The organism is Microbacterium sp. MMO-10, from assembly GCF_037148715.1.
GTDB lineage: Bacteria > Actinomycetota > Actinomycetes > Actinomycetales > Microbacteriaceae > Microbacterium.
This window is the reverse complement of sequence record NZ_JBBCSV010000001.1, coordinates 58,348-80,933: the sequence shown is the minus strand read 5'-3', so window position 1 is coordinate 80,933 and position 22,586 is coordinate 58,348. Positions and strand designations below refer to the sequence as shown.

Annotated in this window: 18 protein-coding genes; 13 read left to right on the top strand and 5 right to left on the bottom strand. The window is 71.6% G+C overall.

The window, feature by feature from the left end; all coding sequences use genetic code 11:
• Positions 1–177 precede the first annotated feature (177 nt).
• Positions 178–1,131 carry a prephenate dehydratase gene (gene pheA, locus WFJ17_RS00350; RefSeq protein ID WP_336647352.1) on the top strand — a complete coding sequence of 318 codons (954 nt, stop codon included), beginning with the start codon at positions 178–180 and terminating at the stop codon, positions 1,129–1,131.
• A gap of 254 nt (positions 1,132–1,385) precedes the next feature.
• On the opposite strand, the gene WFJ17_RS00345 is transcribed toward pheA, so the two are convergent.
• Positions 1,386–2,429, bottom strand: a complete 1,044-nt coding sequence (locus WFJ17_RS00345) for an LLM class flavin-dependent oxidoreductase (RefSeq protein ID WP_336647351.1) — start codon at positions 2,427–2,429, stop codon at positions 1,386–1,388.
• A 321-nt stretch (positions 2,430–2,750) separates the two neighbouring features.
• Between WFJ17_RS00345 and WFJ17_RS00340 the strand changes: the two genes are divergently transcribed.
• Positions 2,751–4,490 carry a cation:proton antiporter gene (locus WFJ17_RS00340; protein WP_336647350.1) on the top strand — a complete coding sequence of 580 codons (1,740 nt, stop codon included), beginning with the start codon at positions 2,751–2,753 and terminating at the stop codon, positions 4,488–4,490.
• Between the two features lie 224 nt (positions 4,491–4,714).
• On the opposite strand, the gene WFJ17_RS00335 is transcribed toward WFJ17_RS00340, so the two are convergent.
• Together WFJ17_RS00335 and WFJ17_RS00330 are read right to left on the bottom strand one after the other, a co-directional pair.
• The gene (locus WFJ17_RS00335) at positions 4,715–6,205 is read right to left on the bottom strand and encodes a dicarboxylate/amino acid:cation symporter (RefSeq protein ID WP_336647349.1); all 1,491 of its coding nucleotides are present in this window, start codon (positions 6,203–6,205) and stop codon (positions 4,715–4,717) included.
• A 220-nt stretch (positions 6,206–6,425) separates the two neighbouring features.
• Entirely contained in the window at positions 6,426–6,701 is a 276-nt protein-coding gene (locus WFJ17_RS00330; RefSeq protein WP_292887479.1) for a helix-turn-helix domain-containing protein, read from the bottom strand.
• Between the two features lie 212 nt (positions 6,702–6,913).
• On the opposite strand from WFJ17_RS00330, the gene WFJ17_RS00325 reads away from it, so the two are divergent.
• Positions 6,914–7,522 (top strand): hypothetical protein, encoded by a 609-nt coding sequence (locus WFJ17_RS00325; protein WP_336647348.1) that lies wholly within the window; start codon positions 6,914–6,916, stop codon positions 7,520–7,522.
• Between the two features lie 15 nt (positions 7,523–7,537).
• Here the strand turns inward: WFJ17_RS00325 and WFJ17_RS00320 are convergent, their stop codons facing one another.
• Positions 7,538–8,791 (bottom strand): LCP family protein, encoded by a 1,254-nt coding sequence (locus WFJ17_RS00320; RefSeq protein ID WP_251447929.1) that lies wholly within the window; start codon positions 8,789–8,791, stop codon positions 7,538–7,540.
• A gap of 126 nt (positions 8,792–8,917) precedes the next feature.
• Here WFJ17_RS00320 and WFJ17_RS00315 point away from each other — a divergent pair, with 126 nt between their 5' ends.
• Together WFJ17_RS00315 and WFJ17_RS00310 are read left to right on the top strand one after the other, a co-directional pair.
• On the top strand, positions 8,918–9,292 hold the full coding sequence (locus tag WFJ17_RS00315) for a YbjQ family protein (protein WP_045249434.1): 375 nt from the start codon (positions 8,918–8,920) through the stop codon (positions 9,290–9,292).
• Between the two features lie 243 nt (positions 9,293–9,535).
• A complete protein-coding gene (locus WFJ17_RS00310; protein WP_251447927.1) occupies positions 9,536–12,064 on the top strand; it encodes an ATP-dependent Clp protease ATP-binding subunit in 2,529 nt (842 codons plus the stop codon).
• A gap of 301 nt (positions 12,065–12,365) precedes the next feature.
• On the opposite strand, the gene WFJ17_RS00305 is transcribed toward WFJ17_RS00310, so the two are convergent.
• Entirely contained in the window at positions 12,366–12,623 is a 258-nt protein-coding gene (locus tag WFJ17_RS00305) for a hypothetical protein (protein WP_336647347.1), read from the bottom strand.
• A 362-nt stretch (positions 12,624–12,985) separates the two neighbouring features.
• Between WFJ17_RS00305 and WFJ17_RS00300 the strand changes: the two genes are divergently transcribed.
• The 8 genes from WFJ17_RS00300 (at position 12,986) to WFJ17_RS00265 (ending at position 22,362) form a co-directional block, all read left to right on the top strand.
• Positions 12,986–14,434: an aldehyde dehydrogenase family protein gene (locus tag WFJ17_RS00300; protein WP_336647346.1), complete on the top strand. Its 1,449-nt coding sequence runs from the start codon at positions 12,986–12,988 to the stop codon at positions 14,432–14,434.
• 189 nt (positions 14,435–14,623) lie between these two features.
• Positions 14,624–16,501: an FAD-dependent monooxygenase gene (locus WFJ17_RS00295; RefSeq protein ID WP_295034493.1), complete on the top strand. Its 1,878-nt coding sequence runs from the start codon at positions 14,624–14,626 to the stop codon at positions 16,499–16,501.
• 182 nt (positions 16,502–16,683) lie between these two features.
• On the top strand, positions 16,684–17,685 hold the full coding sequence (locus WFJ17_RS00290) for an amidohydrolase family protein (protein WP_336647345.1): 1,002 nt from the start codon (positions 16,684–16,686) through the stop codon (positions 17,683–17,685).
• 34 nt (positions 17,686–17,719) lie between these two features.
• Positions 17,720–18,742 carry a hypothetical protein gene (locus WFJ17_RS00285; protein ID WP_251447913.1) on the top strand — a complete coding sequence of 341 codons (1,023 nt, stop codon included), beginning with the start codon at positions 17,720–17,722 and terminating at the stop codon, positions 18,740–18,742.
• On the top strand, positions 18,739–19,410 hold the full coding sequence (locus WFJ17_RS00280; protein WP_251447910.1) for an RraA family protein: 672 nt from the start codon (positions 18,739–18,741) through the stop codon (positions 19,408–19,410). The genes WFJ17_RS00285 and WFJ17_RS00280 overlap by 4 nt, the downstream gene beginning before the upstream one ends.
• Positions 19,407–20,060: an RraA family protein gene (locus tag WFJ17_RS00275; RefSeq protein WP_251447907.1), complete on the top strand. Its 654-nt coding sequence runs from the start codon at positions 19,407–19,409 to the stop codon at positions 20,058–20,060. The genes WFJ17_RS00280 and WFJ17_RS00275 overlap by 4 nt, the downstream gene beginning before the upstream one ends.
• Positions 20,057–20,719 carry a 4-carboxy-4-hydroxy-2-oxoadipate aldolase/oxaloacetate decarboxylase gene (locus tag WFJ17_RS00270; protein WP_251447904.1) on the top strand — a complete coding sequence of 221 codons (663 nt, stop codon included), beginning with the start codon at positions 20,057–20,059 and terminating at the stop codon, positions 20,717–20,719. Before WFJ17_RS00275 ends, WFJ17_RS00270 begins: the two co-directional genes overlap by 4 nt.
• Positions 20,716–22,362 (top strand): FAD-dependent monooxygenase, encoded by a 1,647-nt coding sequence (locus WFJ17_RS00265; RefSeq protein WP_336647344.1) that lies wholly within the window; start codon positions 20,716–20,718, stop codon positions 22,360–22,362. The genes WFJ17_RS00270 and WFJ17_RS00265 overlap by 4 nt, the downstream gene beginning before the upstream one ends.
• Positions 22,363–22,586 lie beyond the last annotated feature (224 nt).

The following is a 22,586-nucleotide window of genomic DNA, read 5'->3' as shown; positions in this document are numbered from 1 at the left end:
TAGTCTGCCCCGCCGGGCCCCCGAGCGCATCATCGTTTCAGGGCGGGGCGCACGGCGCCCGGATCCGGTCGGATCACCGGATCGGATCCGGCTCTGCGTCGTCCATCCGGGACGGGACGGGCGGCGTCCGCGTCATCGACCCGAACCGGGAGCGCACCCCGGACTAGGCTGAACGCCGTGACCGATGCCGCCTCCGCCCGCCGCACCTACAGCTACCTCGGGCCCGCGGGCACCTTCACCGAGGCGGCGCTGGACCAGGTGCCCGAAGCCCGCGGGCAGGAGTGGCGCGCCGTGCACAACGTCGGCGAGGCGCTCGCGGACGTGCTCGAGGGGCGCAGCGACGCGGCGATGATCGCGATCGAGAACTCGGTCGAGGGCGGTGTCACCACCACGCTCGACGCCCTGGCCACCCTCCCCGGTCTGCGGATCGTCGGCGAGTACCTCGTCAAGGTCGACTTCGTTCTCGTGGCGGCCCCCGGGAAGCGACTGGAGGACGTGACGGTCGTCGCGGCGCATCCCGTCGCCTACGCGCAGTGCTACGGGTGGCTCGGCGAGCACCTCCCGCGTCATCAGCACGTGCCCGCGGCGAGCAACGTCGCCTCGGCGCTCGGGATCCTCGACGGATCCCTGCCGGCGGACGCCGCCATCGCCGCCCCCGGCATCGTGCAGCACCACGAGCTCGAGCTGCTGGCCGACGGCATCGGCGACAACGACAACGCCGTCACCCGGTTCGTGCTGGTCGCCCGCACCGTCGCCCCGGCGCCGCCGACCGGCGCCGACAAGACGTCGCTCATCGTCGAGCTCCCCGAGGACCACGCCGGTGCGCTGCTCGAGCTGCTGGAGCAGTTCTCCACCCGCGGCATCAACCTGTCGCTGCTGCAGTCGCGCCCGATCGGCGACGAGCTGGGGCGCTACCGGTTCGTGCTCGACGCCGACGGGCACATCCAGGACGAGCGCATGGCCGACGCTCTGCTCGGCATCCGCCGGTTCAGCCCGCGCGTCGTCTACCTCGGCTCCTACCCCCGCGCCGACCGTCGCATCGTGCAGTACCCGGAGCGGTACGCCGACGACGTGTTCGTCGAGGCCAGGGACTGGCTGCGGGCGCTCGTGAGCGGCGAGCCCGAGGCATAGGCCGGGCGCTCGCGGGCTGCTCGGGCCGTCGGTCTGTCGGGCTGCTCGGGTTGCGGGGCCGTCGGTCTGCCGGGGGCGCGGACGTTCTGCAGGGAGGGCCCGACGATATGCAGGGCCACGGACCGGATCCGACCGCGAAACCGACATAATCCGCCGCGTCCGGCCGGGTGGCTCCTGCAGAACGGCAGGGGCGTCCTGCACAACGGCGCGGGTCGACGGTCGCCCGGCGCCGGGCGCCGTCGCCCATGCGGGGCTCAGCCCGCGAGCAGCTCCAGTGTCTGCGTACGACCCGGCGTGCGGTCGGGATCCTCGGCGGCGAAGGAGCCGGCGACGGGGGAGACCATGATCTCGTCGACGCCGTGCTGCGCCGCGAAGGCCTCGAGGTCGGCGCGAACGGTCGCGCCGTCGCCGACGAACCAGTTCGCGAGCGCGGCGGCGTGGATCTGCTCCTCCTGCGGATCCGGCGCGGCGGCGAGCGCGGCCGTGGCCTGCTCCACGGTCTCCAGAGCGGTGAGCGGACGGTTCAGGCGCAGGCGCGCCATCATCCGCAGCTGGGGGATCGCGCGCTCCGCGGCCTCCTCGGCGGTGGGCGCCGCGACGACGTTCGCGGTGAGGAAGGTGCGCGGCTCGGGGCGCGCCTCGGTGGGGCGGAAGCCCTCGCGGTACAGGGCGAGGGCGCGGTCGAGGCCCTGGCCGGAGAAGTGGTTCGCGAACACGTACGGCAGGCCGAGGGAGGCCGCAAGCTGCGCGGAGTAGTCGCTGGATCCGAGCAGCCACACCTCGGGAGCGCCGGTCGCGGCGGGCGTCGACCGCACCGCGTACTCGCCGCCGGACGTGAACTGCACGGTCGCGCCGTCGGGCTGCAGCATGAGGGCGATGTCCTGCACGTGGTCGGGGAACCGCTCCACGTCGCCGGCGGTGCCGGAGGCGCGCAGGAGCTGGGTGATCACGGGGTCGCTGCCGGGGGCGCGGCCGATGCCCAGGTCGATCCGGCCCGGGGCGATCGCCTCGAGGGCGGCGAACTGCTCGGCGACGATGAGCGGCGCGTGGTTCGGCAGCATCACCCCGCCGGATCCGACCCGGATCCGCGACGTGCGGGCCGCGGCCGCTGCGATGAGCACCGGCGGCGCGGTCGAGGCGACCGCGGGCATGTTGTGGTGCTCGGCGAACCAGTACCGGCGGTAGCCGAGGTCGTCGGCGCGGGCGGCGAGGGCGAGCGACGCCGCCACGGCCTGGGCGCTGGACTGCCCGGTGCGGACGGGGACGAGGTCGAGGACGGAGAGCGCGAGAGAAGACATCCCTGAGGGCAACGCGACGGAGGTCCGGTGCATTCCGGGCCTGCGACCGGAGGCGGGCGCCGAGGGACAGGGTCGCGGGTCGGTTCGGCCCTTCCGGGGTGGGGCGTCGGGAGGGGGCGCCCCGTGCCCGGCGCATAACTCAGGCTGCAGCCGACGGAGTAAGCCCGGACGGGCGGAAACGCCGGCTATCGAGCGGCGCCGGCCTGAATTGTGCGAGCGCGCAGGAGACGACGGCCCCCGGAAGGGTCGTGAGCGGTGCCCGACGGCACTCGACAGCGCCGCGACAGAGGCGCGAAAGCGGCGCCCCGGTAGCCTGACCGCATGGACGCCGAGATCTTCTACGTGCTGGTCGGATCCGTCATCGTCGCGGCGGTCGCCCGCTGGCGGGGCTGGCCCGCGCCCCTGCTGGTCACGGTGGTGGCGCTCGCCGTGTCGTTCATCCCGGCCGTGCCGAACCTCCGCATCGACGGGCATGTGCTGCTGACGCTGGTGCTGCCGCCGCTGCTGTACTCGGCGTCGTTGGACGTGTCGTTCGTGAGCTTCCGCCGCAGCCTGCCCCAGATCCGTCGGCTCGGCATCGGCCTGGTCGTCGTGACGACGGCCGCGGTCGGGCTCGTCGCGTGGCTGATCATGCCCTCGCTCACCCTGCCCGGGGCCCTGCTCCTCGGTGCGATCGTCGCCCCGCCCGACGCCGTCTCCGCCGCCGCGATCGGTCGCCGGCTCGGGCTGCCGCGCCGCGTGATGACGGTGCTCAGCGGCGAGAGCCTCATCAACGACGCGACCTCGCTCACGCTGTACCGCGTGTTCGCCGCGATCGTGGCGGGCGCGACGGTGACCCTGGGCGGGGGCATCGGCCAGTTCGCCGTCGCGGTCGTCGTCGGGGTCGTGATCGGGGTGGTCGCCGGACTCGCCATGCATCAGTTGCGCATGCGGATCTCGGATCCGGTCGTGATCGGCACGTTCGGACTGCTCGCGCCGTTCGGCGTCTACGCGATCACCGAGCACCTCCAGGGATCCGGTGTGCTCGCGGTCGTCGCGATGGGGCTCGTCGTCGGCTACAACGCACCCCGCACGAGCTACGCGACCCGGATGCAGGAGGCGCCGATCTGGCTGTCGGCGGACTTCCTGCTGGAGTCGTTCGTGTTCGGCTACATCGGGTTGCAGCTGCCGCCCGTCCTCGCCGAGCTCGGCGCGACACAGGTCGGGGGCGTGCTGTGGCTCTCCGCCGGGGTCTTCGTCGTGGTGCTGCTGGTGCGGCCGCTGTTCGTGTACCCGGCCTCGGCCTGGGGCGAGTTCTGGTCGCGACTGAAGTTGCGGCAGTTCGAGAGGGCCCTCGCATCCGGCGAGTTCCAGAAGCGGTCCGATGCCGTGGCGGAGAAGCAGCGGCGCCGGGGCCGGAGCGCCCGACGCCCTAGCGAGGAGGAGCTGCGCGAGCGCTTCCGGGAGTCGCAGCTGAGCTGGCGCGACAACGCGGTGATCTCCTGGGCCGGAATGCGCGGAGTGGTGACGCTCGCCACGGCGCTCGCCGCAGCCGACCTCGCCGGGCTCGAGACGGAGGCGGCGCATGCGATCGTCGTCGTCGCGTTCCTGGTGACCGTGGGCACGCTGCTGCTGCAGGGGCTGACGCTGCCGCTGCTGATCAAGGGCCTGGGCGTCGCCGACGTGTCGGACGAGGAGGAGGAGGACCGGCGCCAGCTGGCCCAGGTGCGGGCGCGCACCCGCGAGGCGGGCAAGGTCTTCCTCGACGAGAAGCGCACGGCCTGGGAGCGGACCCACGGGGCGGCATCGCTGGGCTGGTTCGACCGGTTCGCGCAGCGGTTCACCCGCGTCGAGCGCGACACCGCGCAGGGGCAGCGCGATGAGGACAGCATGCCGCGGCCGAGCCGGGACGAGCTCGTCGGCCTGTCGAAGGGGTGGTTGCAGGTGCGCCGTGACGTGCTCATCTCCGAGCGCGACGCGGGCACGCTGAACGAGGAGGTCATGCGCGAGCTGATCCACGCGATGGACGCGGAGGAGCTTGCGCTGGACACCCGGATGGCGACGGGTCCCGCGGAGCGCTGACCCGTGCGGGGCGCGTGAGAGCTGGCAGGGGATCCGCTCCCGTCGCGAAGAACGTCGTTCCGGGCGGGAGGTGACGACATCTTCTGCGACGGGAAGGCCCAGGAGCGCCCGCCGGACCCGCTTCGGGTCGCCGGACGGGCGGAGGGATCTCGTCGCCCGCGCTGAAGCGACGAGGCCCTCGGATCCCGAGACGGGATCCGAGGGCCTCGAGCGGTGAACCGGGATCAGCGGGTGGCGACGGCCTCCGCGTCGGCGGATCCGGTCGACGTCGCAGCGTCGTCCGTCGCGCCGGCGGCGTCGTCCGCGGCGCGTGCGTCCTCGTCCTCGATGTCCTCGGCGAACGGCAGCCCGTTGCGCGGCGCGTTGTAGAGGTCGAGGTCGAGGATCCCCTCGCGCTTGGCGACGATCGTCGGCACGAGGGCCTGCCCTGCGACGTTGACCGCGGTGCGGCCCATGTCGAGGATCGGGTCGATCGCGAGCAGGAGGCCGACGCCCTCGAGCGGCAGGCCCAGGGTCGACAGGGTGAGGGTCAGCATCACGATCGCGCCGGTGGTGCCGGCGGTCGCGGCGGATCCGACCACCGAGACGATCACGATCAGGATGTACTGCATCAGGTTGAGCTGGATGCCGAAGAACTGGGCGACGAAGATCGCGGCGATGGCCGGGTAGATCGCGGCGCAGCCGTCCATCTTGGTGGTGGCGCCGAGCGGCACGGCGAACGAGGCGTAGCCGCGGGGCACGCCGAGGTTGCGCTCGGTGACGCGCTCGGTGAGGGGCAGGGTGCCGATCGAGGAGCGGCTCACGAAGCCGAGCTGCACCGCCGGCCACACGCCCGTGAAGTACTGCTTGATGGACAGGCCGTGCGTCTTCACCAGGATCGGGTAGACGACGAACAGCACGAGCGCGAGGCCCAGGTAGATCGCGCCGGCGAACCAGGCGAGCGAGGTGAGCTTGTCCCAGCCGTAGTTGATGACGGCGGATCCGATGAGGCCGAAGGTGCCGATCGGGGCGATGCGGATGATCCACCAGAGCACGCGCTGGATGACCTTGAGCAGCGACTCGGTGAACACGAGGAACGGCTCGGCCTTGCGGCCGGCCTTGAGCGCGGCGATGCCGACGACGGCGGCGACCACGATCACCTGGAGGATGTTGAAGTTCACCGAGGAGACGAACGTGCCCTCGGCCTCACCCGGGTTCGTGCTGACCGCGAGGCCGAGGAAGTTCTGCGGGATCAGGCCCAGCAGGAAGTTCCACCAGGTGCCCTGCGTGGGCACGGTGCCCTTCACGAGGTCGGTGCCGGCGTGCGCGCCCGGCTGGATGGTGATGCCGAGCACGATGCCGATGGAGACGGCGATGAAGGCGGTGATCGCGAACCAGAGGATGGTCTGCCCGGCCAGGCGGGCGGCGTTCTGCACCCGGCGCAGGTTCGAGATGCTCGCGACGATCGCCGTGAAGATGAGGGGCACCACGGCCGCGCGCAGCAGCGTCACGTAGGAGCCGCCGATCTTGTCGAGCGTGTCGGACAGCACCGTGTGGTTGTCGTGCGTGGCGCCGAGCTGACGGCCGAGCAGGCCCACCGCGACACCGAGCACGAGCGCGGCGATGATCTGGAAGCCGAACGACGTCAGCAGCTTGCGGACGGGACCGCGGGTGTCGGGCGCCTTGGGGCGCCGGGCGGTCCCTTCGGACCGGGGGCTGGATGCGGTGGTGCTCATGGAGACTCCTGGGGAAGGCGTGCCGGGCGCGCCGGAAGGGCGTCGACGCTGGGGGCGTCAGGGCGGCGCGATGATGCGCCTGATGTGTCAACGCTAAGCATCCGCTGGTATTCCAGGCGCGGGTGTGACGAAGGATGACGGGCGGGGCGAAGTCGCCCGCGACGGGCGCGTGGACCGTGTCCGTGCCGCGGGCGGCATCCGTGACGCTCGTGCCGCGGGGTCAGCTCGCCCGGCGGCGCCGGTCCGTCGTCGAGGTCGGGAACATCTCGACCGTGACGTCCTCGAGGAAGTAGCCCGCCGGGGTCTTCAGCGTCTCGGCGATGCGCACCAGGGTCTGCACGTTCGGCAGCGCGCGTCCGGCCTCGTAGGCGCGCACGTTCGACGAGTCGATGTCGCTGAAGGCCGCGAGCTGGTCCTGCGTCATCGTCGAGGATTCCCGTGCCAGGCGGATCCGGGCCCCGATGTGGGCGGCAGCGGCGGACGGGATTCGGGGCACCCTTCCAGCGTCGGGACTGTCCGCGACTTGTGCCAGGGTTAATACGCCCGGGCATAAGTACCCGTTCCGAATCCAACCCGGATCCGGCCCGGATCCGACGGGGATCCGAGTCGAGAATGGATTGCGGACACGGAGGTATACCGAGATATCGCTAGGATGCTGGGTGCGCCGGAACCCGACGGCCGCAGCCGCCGTCGACGCGAAGGACTCCGATGACCGACAGCCCGGCACGCCCCTCCTCCCGTGCGCTCCCGTCTGCCCGTGCGCTCCCGCGTCGCTCCGTTCTGCGGGCGGCGGCCTGGGGCGCCCCCGTCATCGCCGCGGCCGTCGCGGCCCCGCTCAGCGCGGCGAGCGGCGGCGCCCTCGACGCCTCGGGCGTCGTCCTCACGTTCACGGGGCCCCAGTGGAGCTCGGAGTTCCGCCTGAGCGGCGCGCTGCGGCTGCCGGCTCCCGCCTCGGCGTCGACGACCGTGTCGGCGACGATCACCTGGCAGGGGACCGGATCCAACTCCGCGGCCCAGGGGCTCTATCTCTACAAGGGCAACATCTTCGGCGGCGATGCCGGGATCGTCGGATGGACGACGACGACCGGTGCCGCCGACGACCAGCTCCACAGCACCTTCGTCTTCGAGACCGTGATCGGCGCCGGGAGCTCGCAGACGCCGGTCGTCTCGAGCTACGACGGATCCACCGCGAACGGCTTCATGTACGGCGCGGAGACCCCGCACGACGGGACCGCGTACTGGGACGGTGTGATCACCATCCGGTTCTCGGCCCCGGGATTCACCGACGCCGTGCTGACGGTGCCCTACGTCCAGTAGCCCTCCGCCGCGGACTCAGTTCACGCAGGGCACGTTGCCCGACTGCAGCGGCGACGACGAGTCGGTGTAGACCGGGTGCGGCGCGCCCGTCGACCCCGGAGTGCCGGAGGAGCCCGCGTCGGATCCGGACGACGATGACGACGACGGCGAGGGGGACGGCGCCGCCGTCGGCGTCGGCGGGTTCAGCAGGTCGTGCACCTGGGCGCGGATCGCATCGAGGTCGACGATGTTCACGTCCTGGCCGTCGACCGTGTCGAAGTGGTCGATCGGGAGCGTGACGAAGGAGATGTTGCCGCCGGCGAGGCTCTGCGCCTGCTGGGCGAACGACAGCAGATCCAGCTGATCGTCCATCGCCACGTCCTTCTTGGCGACGTCGATGAGCTTCTGCAGCTTGCCGAAGTCGGTGAAGGTCGATGCTTGCTTGAGCTTGACCGCCAGCGACACCATGAACGCCTGCTGGCGGCGGGTGCGATCCAGATCCGTCATGTCGAAGTCGCTCGAGGTGGTGTCGCGGCGCTGGCGCACGAAGGCCATCGACTGCGCGGCGTTGAGCTCCTGCACGCCGGCCGGGAAGTCGGCTCCCGAGAACGTGTCGGCGGTGGCGTGGTTCAGGCACACCGTGATCGGCTGCACGGCCTCGGCCACCTCGTAGAACGCCGCCATCGTCACCTCGACGAAGTGGTCGATCCGCACTCCGCCGAGGAACGCCGAGACCGTCTTGATCGTGCTCTGCCGTGCCGCCGTGCGCGACTGCTGGTAGGCGTCGGCCTCGGAGACCCCCTTGTCCGCGAGGTTCTGCAGCGAGGCGTTCATGGCGTCGCCGTAGGCCTCCTTGATCTTGCCCTTGTCCACGCCGCCGGGGGAGTCGGGGAAGTCCACGTAGTCGTCGCGGGGGATGGAGATCCCCACGGCCTTGCCGCCGTTCGCCGGGATGTGGATCAGCATGAGCACGTTCGTGTTGTACCCGCCGACCGAGGCGTCTTCCGCATGGATCTGGTCGTAGATCGCCTGGGGGAACGGATTGCCGTTCTCGTCCACGCGGCTGTCCAGTCCCATGATCAGGATGTTCGACTCGCCGGTGTTCTGCTTGGGGCCGGTCAGGCCGGCGATCGACGAGCGGCGGATCCCGTTGTTCGCATCGGCGTAGGTGATGACGACGAACGCCGCGGCCGCGATGAGCGCCAGGACGATCACCGCGATGATCCCCACGATCCAGCGTCGGCGTCGGTACATGCGGCGCCGGGCGGCGTGCTGGGGGCTTGTCATCATCGTCCGGATCCGTTCCTGTCGGGGGCGAAGCCCCTCGCAGGGCCTCGACGATCCTCCGTCGGCCACCTGTGCGGATTCCGGGAGAGGGGGATGCGCGGGGTCCGTGCGGCGTGTCACGATGAGCGCATGTTCATGGTGACGACGAACGACGTGCCCGGCTACCGCGTGACCCAGGTGCTCGGCGAGGTGATGGGCCTCACCGTGCGATCCACGAACTTCGGGCAGGGGTTCACGGCCGGCTTCCGCGCCCTCGGCGGCGGCGAGATCCCCGAGTTCACGAAGCTCATGTACGAGAGCCGCTACGAGGTGATGAACCGGATGTGGGCCGAGGCGGTGCAGCGCGGGGCCAACGCCGTGATCGCGATGCGCTTCGACTCCGGCTCGCTCGGCAGCTTCAGCGAGATGTGCGCCTACGGCACCGCGGTGTTGATCGAGCCGATCGCGGGTGCCGCGCCGGCCCCGGCGCAGCCCGCGGCTCCGCCGGCCCCGCCCGTGGCCTGACGAGGGCCAATTCAGAGGAGCGTTGCAACTTTGAAGGATGGATCCGGCGGGATTCTCCTTCAGAGTTGCAACCGTCCTGCGTTCTTGGCACGAACCCGGGACTTCGCCGCGCTCGCTCAACGACCCAGCGTGGACGTCAGCCGACGGCGAACATCGGCATACGGCCCTCGCCCGGTCGTTACTCTCGATGTATCCGGCACGGAGTGTGCCATCGCCCTCTCCGGGCAACGAACAAGGAGTGACATGTTCGAGAGATTCACAGACCGAGCCCGTCGTGTCGTCGTCCTCGCCCAGGAAGAGGCGAAGATGCTCAACCACAACTACATCGGCACCGAGCACATCCTCCTCGGCCTCATCCACGAGGGCGAGGGAGCCGCGGCCAAGGCGCTGGAGTCGCTCGGCATCTCCCTCGAGTCCGTGCGCGAGCAGGTGCAGGACATCATCGGCCAGGGGCAGCAGCAGCCGACCGGCCACATCCCCTTCACGCCGCGCGCGAAGAAGGTGCTCGAGCTGAGCCTGCGCGAGGCGCTGCAGCTCGGCCACAACTACATCGGCACCGAGCACATCCTCCTCGGCCTCATCCGCGAGGGCGAGGGCGTCGCCGCGCAGGTGCTCGTCAAGCTCGGCGCCGACCTGAACAAGGTGCGCCAGCAGGTCATCCAGATGCTCTCCGGATCCCCGGGACGCGAGCCCGCCGCCGTCTCCGGCGCCGCGCACGACAGCAGCCAGCAGCAGGCGCAGGGCGGGTCGCAGGTGCTCGACCAGTTCGGGCGCAACCTCACCCAGGCCGCGCGCGACAACAAGCTCGACCCGGTGATCGGGCGCGAGAAGGAGATCGAGCGGGTCATGCAGATCCTCTCCCGCCGCTCCAAGAACAACCCCGTGCTGATCGGCGAGCCCGGCGTCGGCAAGACCGCCGTCGTCGAGGGCCTCGCCCAGGCGATCGTGAAGGGCGACGTCCCGGAGACGCTGAAGGACAAGCAGCTCTACTCGCTCGACCTCGGATCCCTCATCGCCGGATCCCGTTACCGCGGCGACTTCGAGGAGCGCCTGAAGAAGGTGACCAAGGAGATCCGCACCCGCGGCGACATCATCGTCTTCATCGACGAGATCCACACCCTCGTGGGTGCGGGCGCCGCCGAGGGCGCGATCGACGCCGCGAGCATCCTGAAGCCGCTGCTCGCCCGCGGCGAGCTGCAGACGATCGGCGCGACGACGCTCGACGAGTACCGCAAGCACTTCGAGAAGGACGCGGCCCTCGAGCGCCGCTTCCAGCCGATCCAGGTGCAGGAGCCCAACCTCCCGCACACGATCAACATCCTGAAGGGCCTGCGCGACCGCTACGAGGCGCACCACAAGGTGCAGATCACCGACGGCGCCCTCGTGGCCGCGGCGAACCTCGCCGACCGCTACGTCGCCGACCGGTTCCTGCCGGACAAGGCCATCGACCTGATCGACGAGGCCGGCGCCCGCCTGCGTCTGTCGATCCTGTCGTCGCCGCCGGAGCTGCGCGAGTTCGACGAGAAGATCGCGAAGGTCCGCGAGGAGAAGGAGCTCGCCTCCGAGGAGCAGGACTTCGAGAAGGCCGCCTCCCTGCGCGACCAGGAGAAGGAGCTGCTCGCCGAGCGGCTGCGCCTGGAGAAGCAGTGGCGCGCCGGCGACGTCGCGACCAACGCGGTCGTCGACGAGGGCCTGATCGCCGAGGTGCTGGCCCAGGCCACCGGCATCCCGGTGTTCAAGCTCACCGAGGAGGAGTCCAGCCGCCTCGTCTTCATGGAGAAGGCGCTGCACCAGCGCGTCATCGGCCAGGAGGAGGCGATCGCCGCCCTGTCCAAGACGATCCGTCGCCAGCGTGCGGGTCTCAAGGACCCGAAGCGCCCCTCGGGCTCGTTCATCTTCGCCGGCCCCACGGGCGTCGGAAAGACCGAGCTCGCCAAGGCGCTCGCCGAGTTCCTGTTCGACGACGAGGGCGCGCTGATCTCCCTCGACATGTCGGAGTTCGGCGAGAAGCACACCGTCTCGCGGCTGTTCGGAGCCCCTCCCGGGTTCGTCGGCTTCGAGGAGGGCGGCCAGCTCACCGAGAAGGTGCGCCGCAAGCCGTTCTCCGTGGTGCTCTTCGACGAGATCGAGAAGGCCCACCCGGACATCTTCAACTCGCTGCTGCAGATCCTCGAAGAGGGCCGCCTCACCGACGGCCAGGGTCGCGTCATCGACTTCAAGAACACCGTGATCATCATGACGACGAACCTCGGTTCGTCGGCGATCGCCGGTGGTCCCGTCGGCTTCCAGATCGAGGGCAACTCGCAGACGACCTACGAGCGCATGAAGGGCAAGGTGGACGAGGAGCTCAAGCGCAACTTCAAGCCCGAGTTCCTGAACCGCCTCGACGACGTCATCGTGTTCCCGCAGCTGAACAAGGACGAGCTGCGTCAGATCGTCGGCCTGTTCACGAAGCGTCTGTCCGACCGTCTGCTGGACCGCGACATGACGGTCGAGCTGACGGACGCCGCGAAGGACCGCCTCATCGAGATCGGCTTCGACCCGACGCTCGGCGCCCGTCCGCTGCGTCGTGCGATGCAGCGCGAGGTCGAGGACCAGCTGTCCGAGAAGATCCTGCACGGCGAGCTCAACCCGGGCGACCACGTGCACGTGGACGCCGTGGACGGGACCTTCGTCTTCACCACGGGTCCGCGCGGCGAGAAGGTCTCGGTCGGCGTCAACACCGCCGGCACGATCCCGACCACGCCGGATCTCGCGGCGGGCGCGGCCTGATCGGATACGGATCCCACGAAGAAGGGGGACGAGCACCTCGGTGCTCGTCCCCCTTCTCGTGTGTGGCCGCACTGTTGCGCGCGCCCGCCGTTCTCAATTCAGGCCGGATCACGGCTCGTGCGGCTCTATCGGTGTTTTCTGCCCGTGCGGGGCCCGGCCGGCCTGAATTGCGCGCGCGGACGGCGCAACCCGACGGCGCGCGCGGGCGGCGCGACCCGGCGGCGCGACGCGGACGGCCGCAACCCGGCGGCGCAACCCGACGGGGAGGCGAACCGGACGCTCCGTTCGGTTCCGGATCCGCTCAGCGGCTCCGTGCAGTGGAGGGCCGGCGGCGGCTCCGTGCGGAACGACGCGGGCGGTGCTTCGTCTCGGACGCGGGTGTGCCGAGGGACTCCAGCGCGCTGCGCGCGGCGGAGAGGGACGGGTAGCTGCCGAGACGGCGGCTGTGCCGATCGTGCAGGACGTGGGTCGTGCCGTCGACGGCCACGAAGCCGGCGTACTCGCCGTCCGTGGTCGCGACGTAGACGTCGTGATCGGCCTGTTTCCAGGTGATGTTCATGGTGTTGCTTCTTCGTGCTGTCCGGCGGCGCGCGGCAGCCGGGAAAGTCGGACCCCGTCTGGACGCGCGAGAACGCATCGGTGCGATTCGCGGATGTCACTCCGGACGGGTGGATCCTGAGATCGCTCTCGGGATCGGGCGGCGCGGCACCGAAGAGACGTCGGCAGGCCAGGCGCGCAATCCATCACCATAGCAGATCCGCCGCCCGCCCCGCAGCTCGCCGGCTCTCGCACCGCCGTCGCGCCGCACGACACGGTGTCGGAGAGGGGCGTCGCGCCTTGCTCCTCCGCGACGGGGAGGGCGGGGCCGGGCGTCGAATACCATCGCCGTGGCAGCATTCGACGAGGAGGACGGAGACGGCGATGGCACGGTGGGACATCGAGGGCATCGACGGGCTGATCTTCTCGGATGGATGGCGTCCGGGCGCCGGTGGCGCGCAGCCGATCGTGTCCCCCGGGGACGGCGGCGTCGTGGCGCACGCGGGTATCGCCGACGAGTCCGACGTCGAACGGGCGGGAGCGAGCGCCGCGGCGGCCCAGGCCGAGTGGGGGCGCACGTCGTACCGCACCCGCGCCGACGTGCTCCTGGGCGCGGCGGCCGCGCTGCGGGAGATCCGCACGGAGGTCGAGCATGTCCTCATCCGGGAGAGCGGATCCCTGCCCGGCAAGGCCTCCCACGAGGTGGACAAGGCCGTCGACGAGCTCGTCGCGGCGGCGGGGCTCGTCACGATGTCGCAGGGCGACCTGCTGCCGGTCGAGGATCCCGCCACGATCGGGATGGCCCGCCGGATCCCCGTCGGGGTCGTCGGCGTCATCTCGCCCTGGAACGCTCCGCTCATGCTCGCGATCCGCTCGGTCGCCCCCGCGATCGCGCTCGGCAACGCCGTGCTCCTCAAGCCCGACGTGAAGACGGCGTTCTCCGGCGGCGCCGCGATCGCCGAGGTCTTCCGCCGTGCGGGGCTCCCCGACGGCGTGCTGCACGTGCTGCCCGGAGGCCCCGAGACCGGCGAGGCCGTGGTGCGCTCGCCGCACACCACCGTGATCTCCTTCACCGGCTCGTCCGCCGCCGGTCGTCGCGTCGGCGAGGTCGCCGGCGGCCTGCTCAAGCGCGTGGTGCTCGAGCTCGGCGGCAACAACGCCTTCGTCGTGATGGCCGATGCGGATCTGGACCGGGCGGTCGCCGCCGGCGTCGCCGGATCCTTCCGGCATCAGGGGCAGATCTGCATGGCCACGGGGCGTCATCTCGTGCACGAGAGCATCGCCGACGAGTACGTCGAGCGCCTGCGCGCCGCTGCGGCGGCCCTGGTGCCGGGCGACCCGCTCGCTCCGGGCACGACGCTCGGGCCGCTCATCACCGCGGCGCAGACCGAGCGCGTGCACGGCATCGTCCAGGCGGCGGTCGCCGACGGGGCCCGTGTCGTGCACGGCGGCGCGCATGACGGCCTGTTCTACGCGCCGACCGTGCTGGACGGGGTGGACCGGGACAACGCCGCGTTCCGCTCGGAGATCTTCGGTCCCGTCGCCCCCGTCACCCGGTTCCGCACCGAGGAGGAGGCCCTGGCGCTGGCCAACGCGAGCGACTACGGCCTCACGGCGGCGATCCACACGCGCGACGTCGCCCGCGCGCTCGGCTTCGCCGCGCGGCTGCGCGCCGGCATGGTGGCCGTCAACGGGCAGACGATCTACGACGCCGCGCACATCCCGATGGGCGGGATCGGCGCCTCCGGCAACGGCGGCCGGCACGGCGGCCACTGGAACCTGGACGAGTTCACCTACTGGCAGTGGGTGACCGTCCCCACGATCTCGGGCTGAGAGCCGGCCCGCGGGCGGAAGAGGGCGTGCTGCTCCGAGGGGGACGGCACGTCCTCCTTCGTCGTGTTCCGGGGGCGTGACGGGATCCGACATCGTGTCGGAATCGGCCGCCGACTTTCGCGCTCTCGGCACGTATCGTCGCGTTCCGGCCCGTCCCTAGCCTGGGATTCCGCATTCGAGGAGGAATCCGTGACCGCATCCGTGAAGAGCCCCCGCGCCCCCCTGCCGCCGCTCGGCGAGGACGAATGGCCCGAGGCCGTCGAGGTCCTCGTCATGGGCGGCGGACCGGTCGGCATGAGCTGCGCGATCCTGCTCGCTCAGCGCGGGATCGACGTGCTGCTCGTCGAGCGGCGCGACTTCGTGTTCCGCTTCCCCCGCGCGCACCTGCTCAACCCGCGGACGATGGAGGCGTTCCACGACATGGGCGTCGCGGACGACATCTATGCGGCGACCCCCACGCACGACCGCTGGCGCAAGGCCGTCTGGTACACGACCGCGACCGGGCCGGGGCGCTTCGACGGGCTCAAGATCGGCGAGGTGCCGGCGTGGGGCGGCGGACCCGACGCCGAGCGCTACCGGGCCTCGAGCCCGCGGGCGTTCGCGAACATGCCCCAGCTGCGGCTTGATCCCCTCATCCACCGGCACGCGGTCGCGGCGGCGCCGGGCCGGATCCGCGCGAAGCAGGAGGTGATCGGGATCCGTCAGGACGCGGATTCCGCGACGGTCGAGATCCGCGACGTGGTCTCGGGCGAGGTCCGCGAGGTGCGGGCCCGCTACGTGATCGCGGCCGACGGCGGACGCGACAGCGCGGCCCTGCTCGGAGTGGAGCTGGAGGGGCCGAGGGACATGCGCGAGGTGGTCAACTACCACGTGAGCCTCGACCTCTCGGCCTGGCCGGAGCCGGACGCGCTGCTCGGCCACTTCCTGCACCCGGCGGGCGGGGCGCGGCGACGCGGCACGATCCAGGCGCTCGGCCCCACGCACTACGACCGCGACTCCGAGGAATGGCTGGTGTCGGTCGCGGGCTGGATGGTCGAGGGCGACCCGGATGACGAGCAGGCGCTCTTCGACTCGATCCGCCGCATGCTCGGTCTCGCCGAGGACCACGGGATCACGATGCACTCGATGACGCGCTGGACCTACAACGGGCTGGTCGCGAAGCGGTTCCGCAGCGGCCGCGTGTTCCTCGCGGGCGACGCGGCGCACAAGCACCCGCCGACGGGCGGACTGGGCCTGAACAGCGGGATCCAGGACGCGCAGAACCTGTGCTGGAAGCTCGCCGCGGTGCTGGACGGTCAGGCCCCCGATGCGCTGCTGGACAGCTATCAGGCCGAGCGCCGGCCGATCGTGGCCTGGTACACCGCGCACTCCCTCGAGAACGCGAACCGGCATCCCCCGATCGCCGCGGCGCTCGGCTTCAGCGAGGACGAGGCGGAGGGCTTCCGCAACCTCGAGGTGTTCGTGAGCGACACCCCCGAGGGGGAGGCGATGCGGGCCCGCGTCGAGGCCGAGGTCGCGCACAACGCGCACGACTACAGCCAGCTCGGCGTCGAGGCGGGGTTCCACTACGCGGCGGGCGCACTGGTGCCGGACGGCACGCCCGTGCCGGGCGACCCGGCCGACCCCACGGACTTCCAGGCGACGTCGCGACCGGGGCATCATCTGCCCCACGTCTGGCTGGCGAGCCGCACCGCGGACGGCGACGCCGTGTCCTCGCACGATCTCGTCGAGCGGGTGGGGCTGACCCTGCTCACCTCGGCGTCCGCCGCCGGCCGGTGGCAGGAGGCGGTCGACCTCCTCGGTGGAGCGCTGCCCGTCACCGTCGTCGCGATCGACGACGCCGACGACGCCTGGAACGGCGCGCGGGAGATCGGCGACGACGGGGCGCTGCTCGTGCGTCCCGACCGCAAGGTCGCGTGGCGGTCGCCGGGCATGCCGGAGGATCCGTCGATGGTGCTCGACGACGCGCTCGCGATCGTCCTGCGCGGGGGCGACGTCCCCGCCGAGGACCCGGCCGAGCCCTTCCTGAAGCGCATCCGCGCCGCCGCGAGCGTGCTCGTGCAGTGACCTTCCGGGCCGCGGCTCCCGAACCGCGGCGCCCCGGGCGGATCCGATTCGGACACCGTGTCGGATCCGCCCGGGGGAGTTTCCCGCAGGCCGCCGATCCGCCCCGAGGCGGCCTCTCATAGCGTCGAGACAGCGACGAAGCCCCGGCCCTCCGGACCGCAGAAGACTCAGAAGGAGCCCCCGTGATCATCGATGTCCACGGCCACATGTCCGCCCCGGACGCGTACTACGCGTGGAAGGCCTCGCTGCTCGCCGCGCGCGGCTCGCACGGCGGCAAGCCTCCGGTCATCAGCGACGACGCCCTCATCGCCTCGTACAACGCGCCGCATCCGAGCTTCGGGAACATCTCGCACCTCGACCACATCGACGGCGCGGGGATCGACCTGCAGCTGCTCTCGCCGCGTCCGTTCCACGCGATGCACTCCGAGCGCCCGACGAAGATCGTCGAGTGGTTCACGGCCGAGACCAACAACCTCATCCACCGCGCGACGGAGCTCTTCCCCGGCCGCTTCCGGGGCGTCGCGGGGATCCCGCAGAGCCCGTATCTGAGCGTCGAGCAGTGGCTGCCCGAGCTGCGCCGCGCGGTCACCGAGCTCGGCTTCGTCGGCGCGATGGTCAACTCCGACCCCTACGAGGGCACCGAGGTGCCGCCCGCGATGGGCGAGCGCTATTGGTACCCGCTCTACGAGGCGCTCTGCGAGCTCGACGTGCCGATGCTGCTGCACTCGGCGGGATGCAAGTTCCCCTCTCGCGAGCCGTACAGCCTGCACTTCATCCAGGAGGAGACGGTCTCGGTCTGGAGCATGATCCAGGCGAACGTCTTCGCCGACTTCCCCGACCTCAAGGTCGTCGTCGCGCACGGCGGCGGGGCGATCCCGTACCAGATGGGCCGATTCCTGCCCTCGGTCGTGCGCACCGGCGTCTCCTACCTCGATAAGCTGCGCAACTTCCACTTCGACTCCTGCCTCTACACGCAGGAGAGCCTCGAGCTGCTCCTCAAGGCGGTCGGCACCGACCGCGTGCTCTTCGGATCCGAGAAGCCCGGCACCGGATCGCAGATCGATCCCGCGACCGGTCGCTGGTTCGACGACATCCACCTGCTCATCGATGACATCGATTGGCTCGACGACGACCGTCGCGCCGACGTGCTCGAGAACAACGCGCGCGCCCTCTTCCGTCTCTGACGGCCGCGCCCCGCACTCCGAGAAAGGATCCACCATGACCGAGATCGTCGCCGGATTCGGCACCTCGCACGGCCCGCAGCTCAAGGCCGCACCGCCCGAGGCCTGGGAGACGCGCGGCGTCGCCGACCGCCGCAGCAAGGGGCTGAAGTTCCGCGGCGGCACGTACTCCTTCGAGGAGCTCAAGGCCCTCCGCGAGGACTTCTCCGCCGAGATCACCCACGACGTGATGCAGCGCCGCTGGGACAGCTGCCAGGCGTCGATGGACTCGCTCTCGCGCTTCATCGCGGACCAGGACGTGGACGTGCTCGTCATCATCTCGAGCGACCACAAGGAGACCTACGGCGACGAGTGGCTCGCGCCGTTCTCGGTGTTCTGGGGCGACGAGGTCGCGCACGTCCCGTACACGCAGGCGCAGCTGGACGAGATGGCGCCCGGCCTCGCCGAGGCCGCGATGGGCGACGTGCCCGACCGCACGGTCATGCGCCCGACGCACCGCGCGCTCGGCAAGCACATCATCCAGTCGACCCAGGCGGACGACTTCGACACCGGCGCGACGGAGATCATCCCCGCCGGGCGCTACGAGAACCACACGATCCCGCACGGCTTCGGCTTCATCTACCAGCGCTTCCTCGGCCAGGAGTCGACGATCCCGATGGTGCCGATCTTCATCAACACGTTCTGGGAGCCGAACCCGCCGAGCGCCAAGCGCTGCTACGACTTCGGACGCGCGGTCGGCCGGGCGATCCAGTCGTTCCCCGGCGACCTGCGCGTCGGCGTCGTCGCCTCCGGCGGCCTCAGCCACTTCGTCATCGACGAGAAGCTCGACTCCGAGTTCATCCAGGCCATGAAGGACCACGACGCCGAGTACCTCTCGTCGGTCCCCGCCGGCGAGATGATGTCGGGCGCCTCCGAGCTGCGCAACTGGATCGCGGTCGCCGGCATCGCCGACGAGGTCGGCCTCAGCGTCACGAACGTCGACTACGAGCCGTGCTACCGCACCGAGGCCGGCACCGGCAACGCGATGGGCTTCCTCACCTGGGAGCGGACCGCCCGATGACCGATCCCATCGTCGCGGCGCTGCGGGAGCTGGACAGCTGCGCGGTGTCGGACGCGCTGGACACGCTCGGCCTGCCGGGCGCCGTCACGGCCCTCGCGCCGCGCTGGCCGTCGGCCGGCGTGACCGCGGGCCGCGTGCGCACGGTCACGGCGGCGCCCAAGGCGGCGGCAGGCCCCGCGACGCACATCGCGACGCCGCTCGTCGCCGTCGCCGAGCCCGACGACGTCGTCGTGATCGACAACCACGGCCGCACCGACGTGTCGTGCTGGGGCGGCCTGCTCGCCGAGGCCGCCGTGCGCCGCGGCGTGGCCGGCGTGATCGTCGACGGCGCCTGCCGCGACGTGCAGGAGAGCGCCGCGCTCGGACTGCCGCTGTACGCCCGCGCGGCCGTGCCCGTGAGCGCGCGCGGCCGCATCGTGCAGCAGGCCGCGGACGAGCGGATCCAGGTCGCGGGCGTGTCCGTCGCCTCGTACGACTACGTGATCGCCGACGTCAACGGGGTCGTGTTCGTCGCCGCCGATCAGGCCGAGCGCGTGGTCGGCCTCGCCCGCCGCATCGCCGACCGGGAGGAGCGCATGGCGGAGGCCGTGCGCGCGGGCCGGGACGTGAGCGAGGTCATGCACGACTCCCAGTTCCCCACCGTCACCGCAGAGGAGCAGAAGCCATGACGGATCCCCTCATCGAGCGCTTCCGGGAGCTCGGCACCGCCACCGTCTCGGACGCCCTCGACAAGCTGCGCCGCCCCGGAAGCCTGCTCGGCCTCGCGCCGCTCGCCGACGGCCAGCGCATGGTCGGGCGCGCCTTCACCGTCCGCTACGTGAGCGCCCAGGTGCCGGCCGGCACGGTCGGGGACTTCATCGACCAGGTCGAGCCGGGCCAGGTGGTCGTGCTCGACAACGACGCCCGTGTGGACTGCACGGTGTGGGGGGACATCCTCACCGCCGTCGCGCACCATCGGGGCATCGCCGGCACCGTGATCGAGGGCGTGTGCCGCGACACGCACCGCGCGCTGTCGATCGGCTATCCGATCTACAGCCGCGGACGCTTCATGCGCACCGGCAAGGACCGGGTGGAGGTCGCCGAGGAGCAGGGGCCCGTCACGATCGGCGGCGTCACGGTGCGCCCGGGCGACATCCTGCTCGGCGACTCGGACGGGGTCGTCGCGATCCCGCAGGACTGCGAGGCCGAGGTGCTCGAGGTCGCGGAGACGATCCACGCCCGCGAGGAGTCGATCCTCGCCGCCGCGCTCGGCGGCGCGTCGATCGCCGAGGCCCGCGCGCGCTACGGCTACCACGACCTGCAGCGGGCCGAGGCGTGAGCGGCGCGGATCCGGTCGACGCCGCCGAGCTGCTGCGACTCGGCAGCGCGACCCTGTACGAGGCCTCCGGGCAGGACTGCTTCCTCGACGCGGCGTTCCGCCCGGCCTGGGACGGCGCGGAGATCGTCGGCCGCGCGGTGCCGGTGTCGGCGCAGGCGGGGGACAACCTCGCCCTGCACCACGGCCTGGAGGCGGCGGGCCCCGGCGACGTGCTCGTCGTCGACGGCGGGGCAGCGCCCTTCGGCTACTGGGGCGAGGTCATGGCGGTCGCGGCGCAGGCGCGCGGCATCGCGGGCCTCGTGATCGACGGCGGCGTGCGCGACACCGCGCAGCTGCGCGAGCTCGGCTTCGCGGCGTTCAGCACCTCGATCTCCATCCGCGGCACGATCAAGCACTGGCCCGGCACGATCGGGATCCCGATCACGCTGCGCGGCCGGGTCGTGAACGCGGGCGACCTGGTGGTCGCGGATCGCGACGGCGTCGCGATCCTGCCCTCCGGCGACGTCGACCGCGTCCTCGACGCGGCCCGTGCGCGCGCCGCGAAGGAGGACGCATACATGGCCCGCCTGCGCGCGGGGGAGCTCACCCTCGACCTCTACGACTTCCGCCGCCTCGGGGATCCGATCCGTCCGGCGGCCGACCCGAACGGAGCACGATGACCGGCACGCCGGACGCCGACGTCCTCATCATCGGAGCGGGCCCGGTCGGCCTGCTCGCCGCGCTGGACCTGTCCTCCCGCGGGGTCTCGGCGATCGTCGTCGAGACGCGCGACTTCCTCGAACCGCCGAACGTGAAGTGCAACCACGTCGCGTCCCGCACGATGGAGAGCCTGCGCCGGCTCGGGATCGCGGCCGAGGTGCGCGCGGCGGGCCTGCCCGCCGACCACCCGCAGGACGTGGCGTTCCGCACCTCTCTCACGGGGCGCGAGCTGTCCCGGATCCCGATCCCGGCGAGCGGCGAGCGGTACACCGCGACGGACGGACCGGACACCTCCTGGGCGACGCCCGAGCCGCCGCACCGCATCAACCAGACCTTCCTGGAGCCGATCCTCGCCCGGCACGCGGCGGAGGCGCCCGGCGTGACGCTGCTCAACCGCACCCGTTTCCACGCCTTTGCGCAGGACGCCGACGGCGTCACGGCGACGATCAGCGACCTCGACGGCGAGAACGAGCGCACCCTGCGCGCCCGCTACCTCATCGGCGCGGACGGCGGCCGCTCGGCGGTGCGCAAGCAGATCGGGGCGAAGCTCAGCGGCGATCCGGTCCTGCAGCACGTGCAGTCGACGTGCATCAGCGCCCCGCATCTCTACGGCCTCATGTCGGCCGACGAGCCCCGCGCCTGGGGCTACTACACGTTCAATCCGCGCCGCGTGGGGCACGTCTACTCGATCGACGGCACCGGGACGTTCCTCGTGCACACCTACCTCTCGCCCGAGGAGGCGGTGGATCCCGGATCCGTCGACCGCGATGCCGCGATCCGCGCGATCCTCGGCGTCGACGAGGACTTCTCCTACGAGGTCGTCTCGAAGGAGGACTGGGTCGCGCGACGCCTCCTCGCCGACCGCTTCCGCGACGGCCGGGTGTTCATCGCGGGCGACGCCTGCCATCTCTGGGTGCCGTTCGCCGGGTTCGGCATGAACGCGGGCATCGCCGACGTGCTGAACCTCACCTGGCTGCTGGGCGCGACGATCGCCGGCTGGGCGGACGAGCGGATCCTGGACGCATACCAGTCCGAGCGGCGCCCGATCACGGAGCAGGTCTCGCACTTCGCGATGAGCCACCAGCAGAAGCTCGCCAAGCCCGGGCTGCCCGCGGCGCTCGAGGACGAGGGCCCCGCCGGCGACGAGGCGCGCCGCGTGTTCGGCGCCGCGGTGCACGACCTCAATGAGCCGCAGTTCGCCGCGGCGGGTCTCAACTACGGCTACAGCTACGACGCCTCGCCGATCATCCGCTACGACGGCGCAGAGGCGCCCGGGTACACGATGGGCTCCTACACGCCCTCCACGGTGCCCGGCTGCCGGGCCCCGCACTTCCGGCTCGCCGACGGGACCTCGCTCTACGACCTGCTCTCGGCGGGCTACACCGCGGTGTGCGCGCCCGGTGCGCCGGCCGCGGTTCTCGCCGCGGCCGCCGAGCTGCGCGGGATCCCGTTCTCCGTCGTCGAGGTCGCGGAAGGACTGCCGGCCGAGTACGACCAGCCGATCACCCTCGTCCGGCAGGACCAGACTGTGGTCTGGCGGGGCGCGGCCCCGACCGCTCCGGAGGCCGCCGCGCTCTGGGAGCTGCTGCGCGGAGTCGCCTGAAGCGGACCGGCGCTCGCCGCGTTTCGTCTCGGTCGCCTGCGGCGTCCTCGCTCAACGACCCCGGGAGGGAGACTCGGGGTCGTTGAGCGAGCCCCGGGGAGGGGGACTCGCGGTCGGTGAGTGAGCCCCCGGGAGGGAGACTCGGGGTCGTTGAGCGAGCCCCGGGGAGGGGGACTCGCGGTCGGTGAGTGAGCCCCCGGGAGGGGGACTTGGGATCGTTGAGC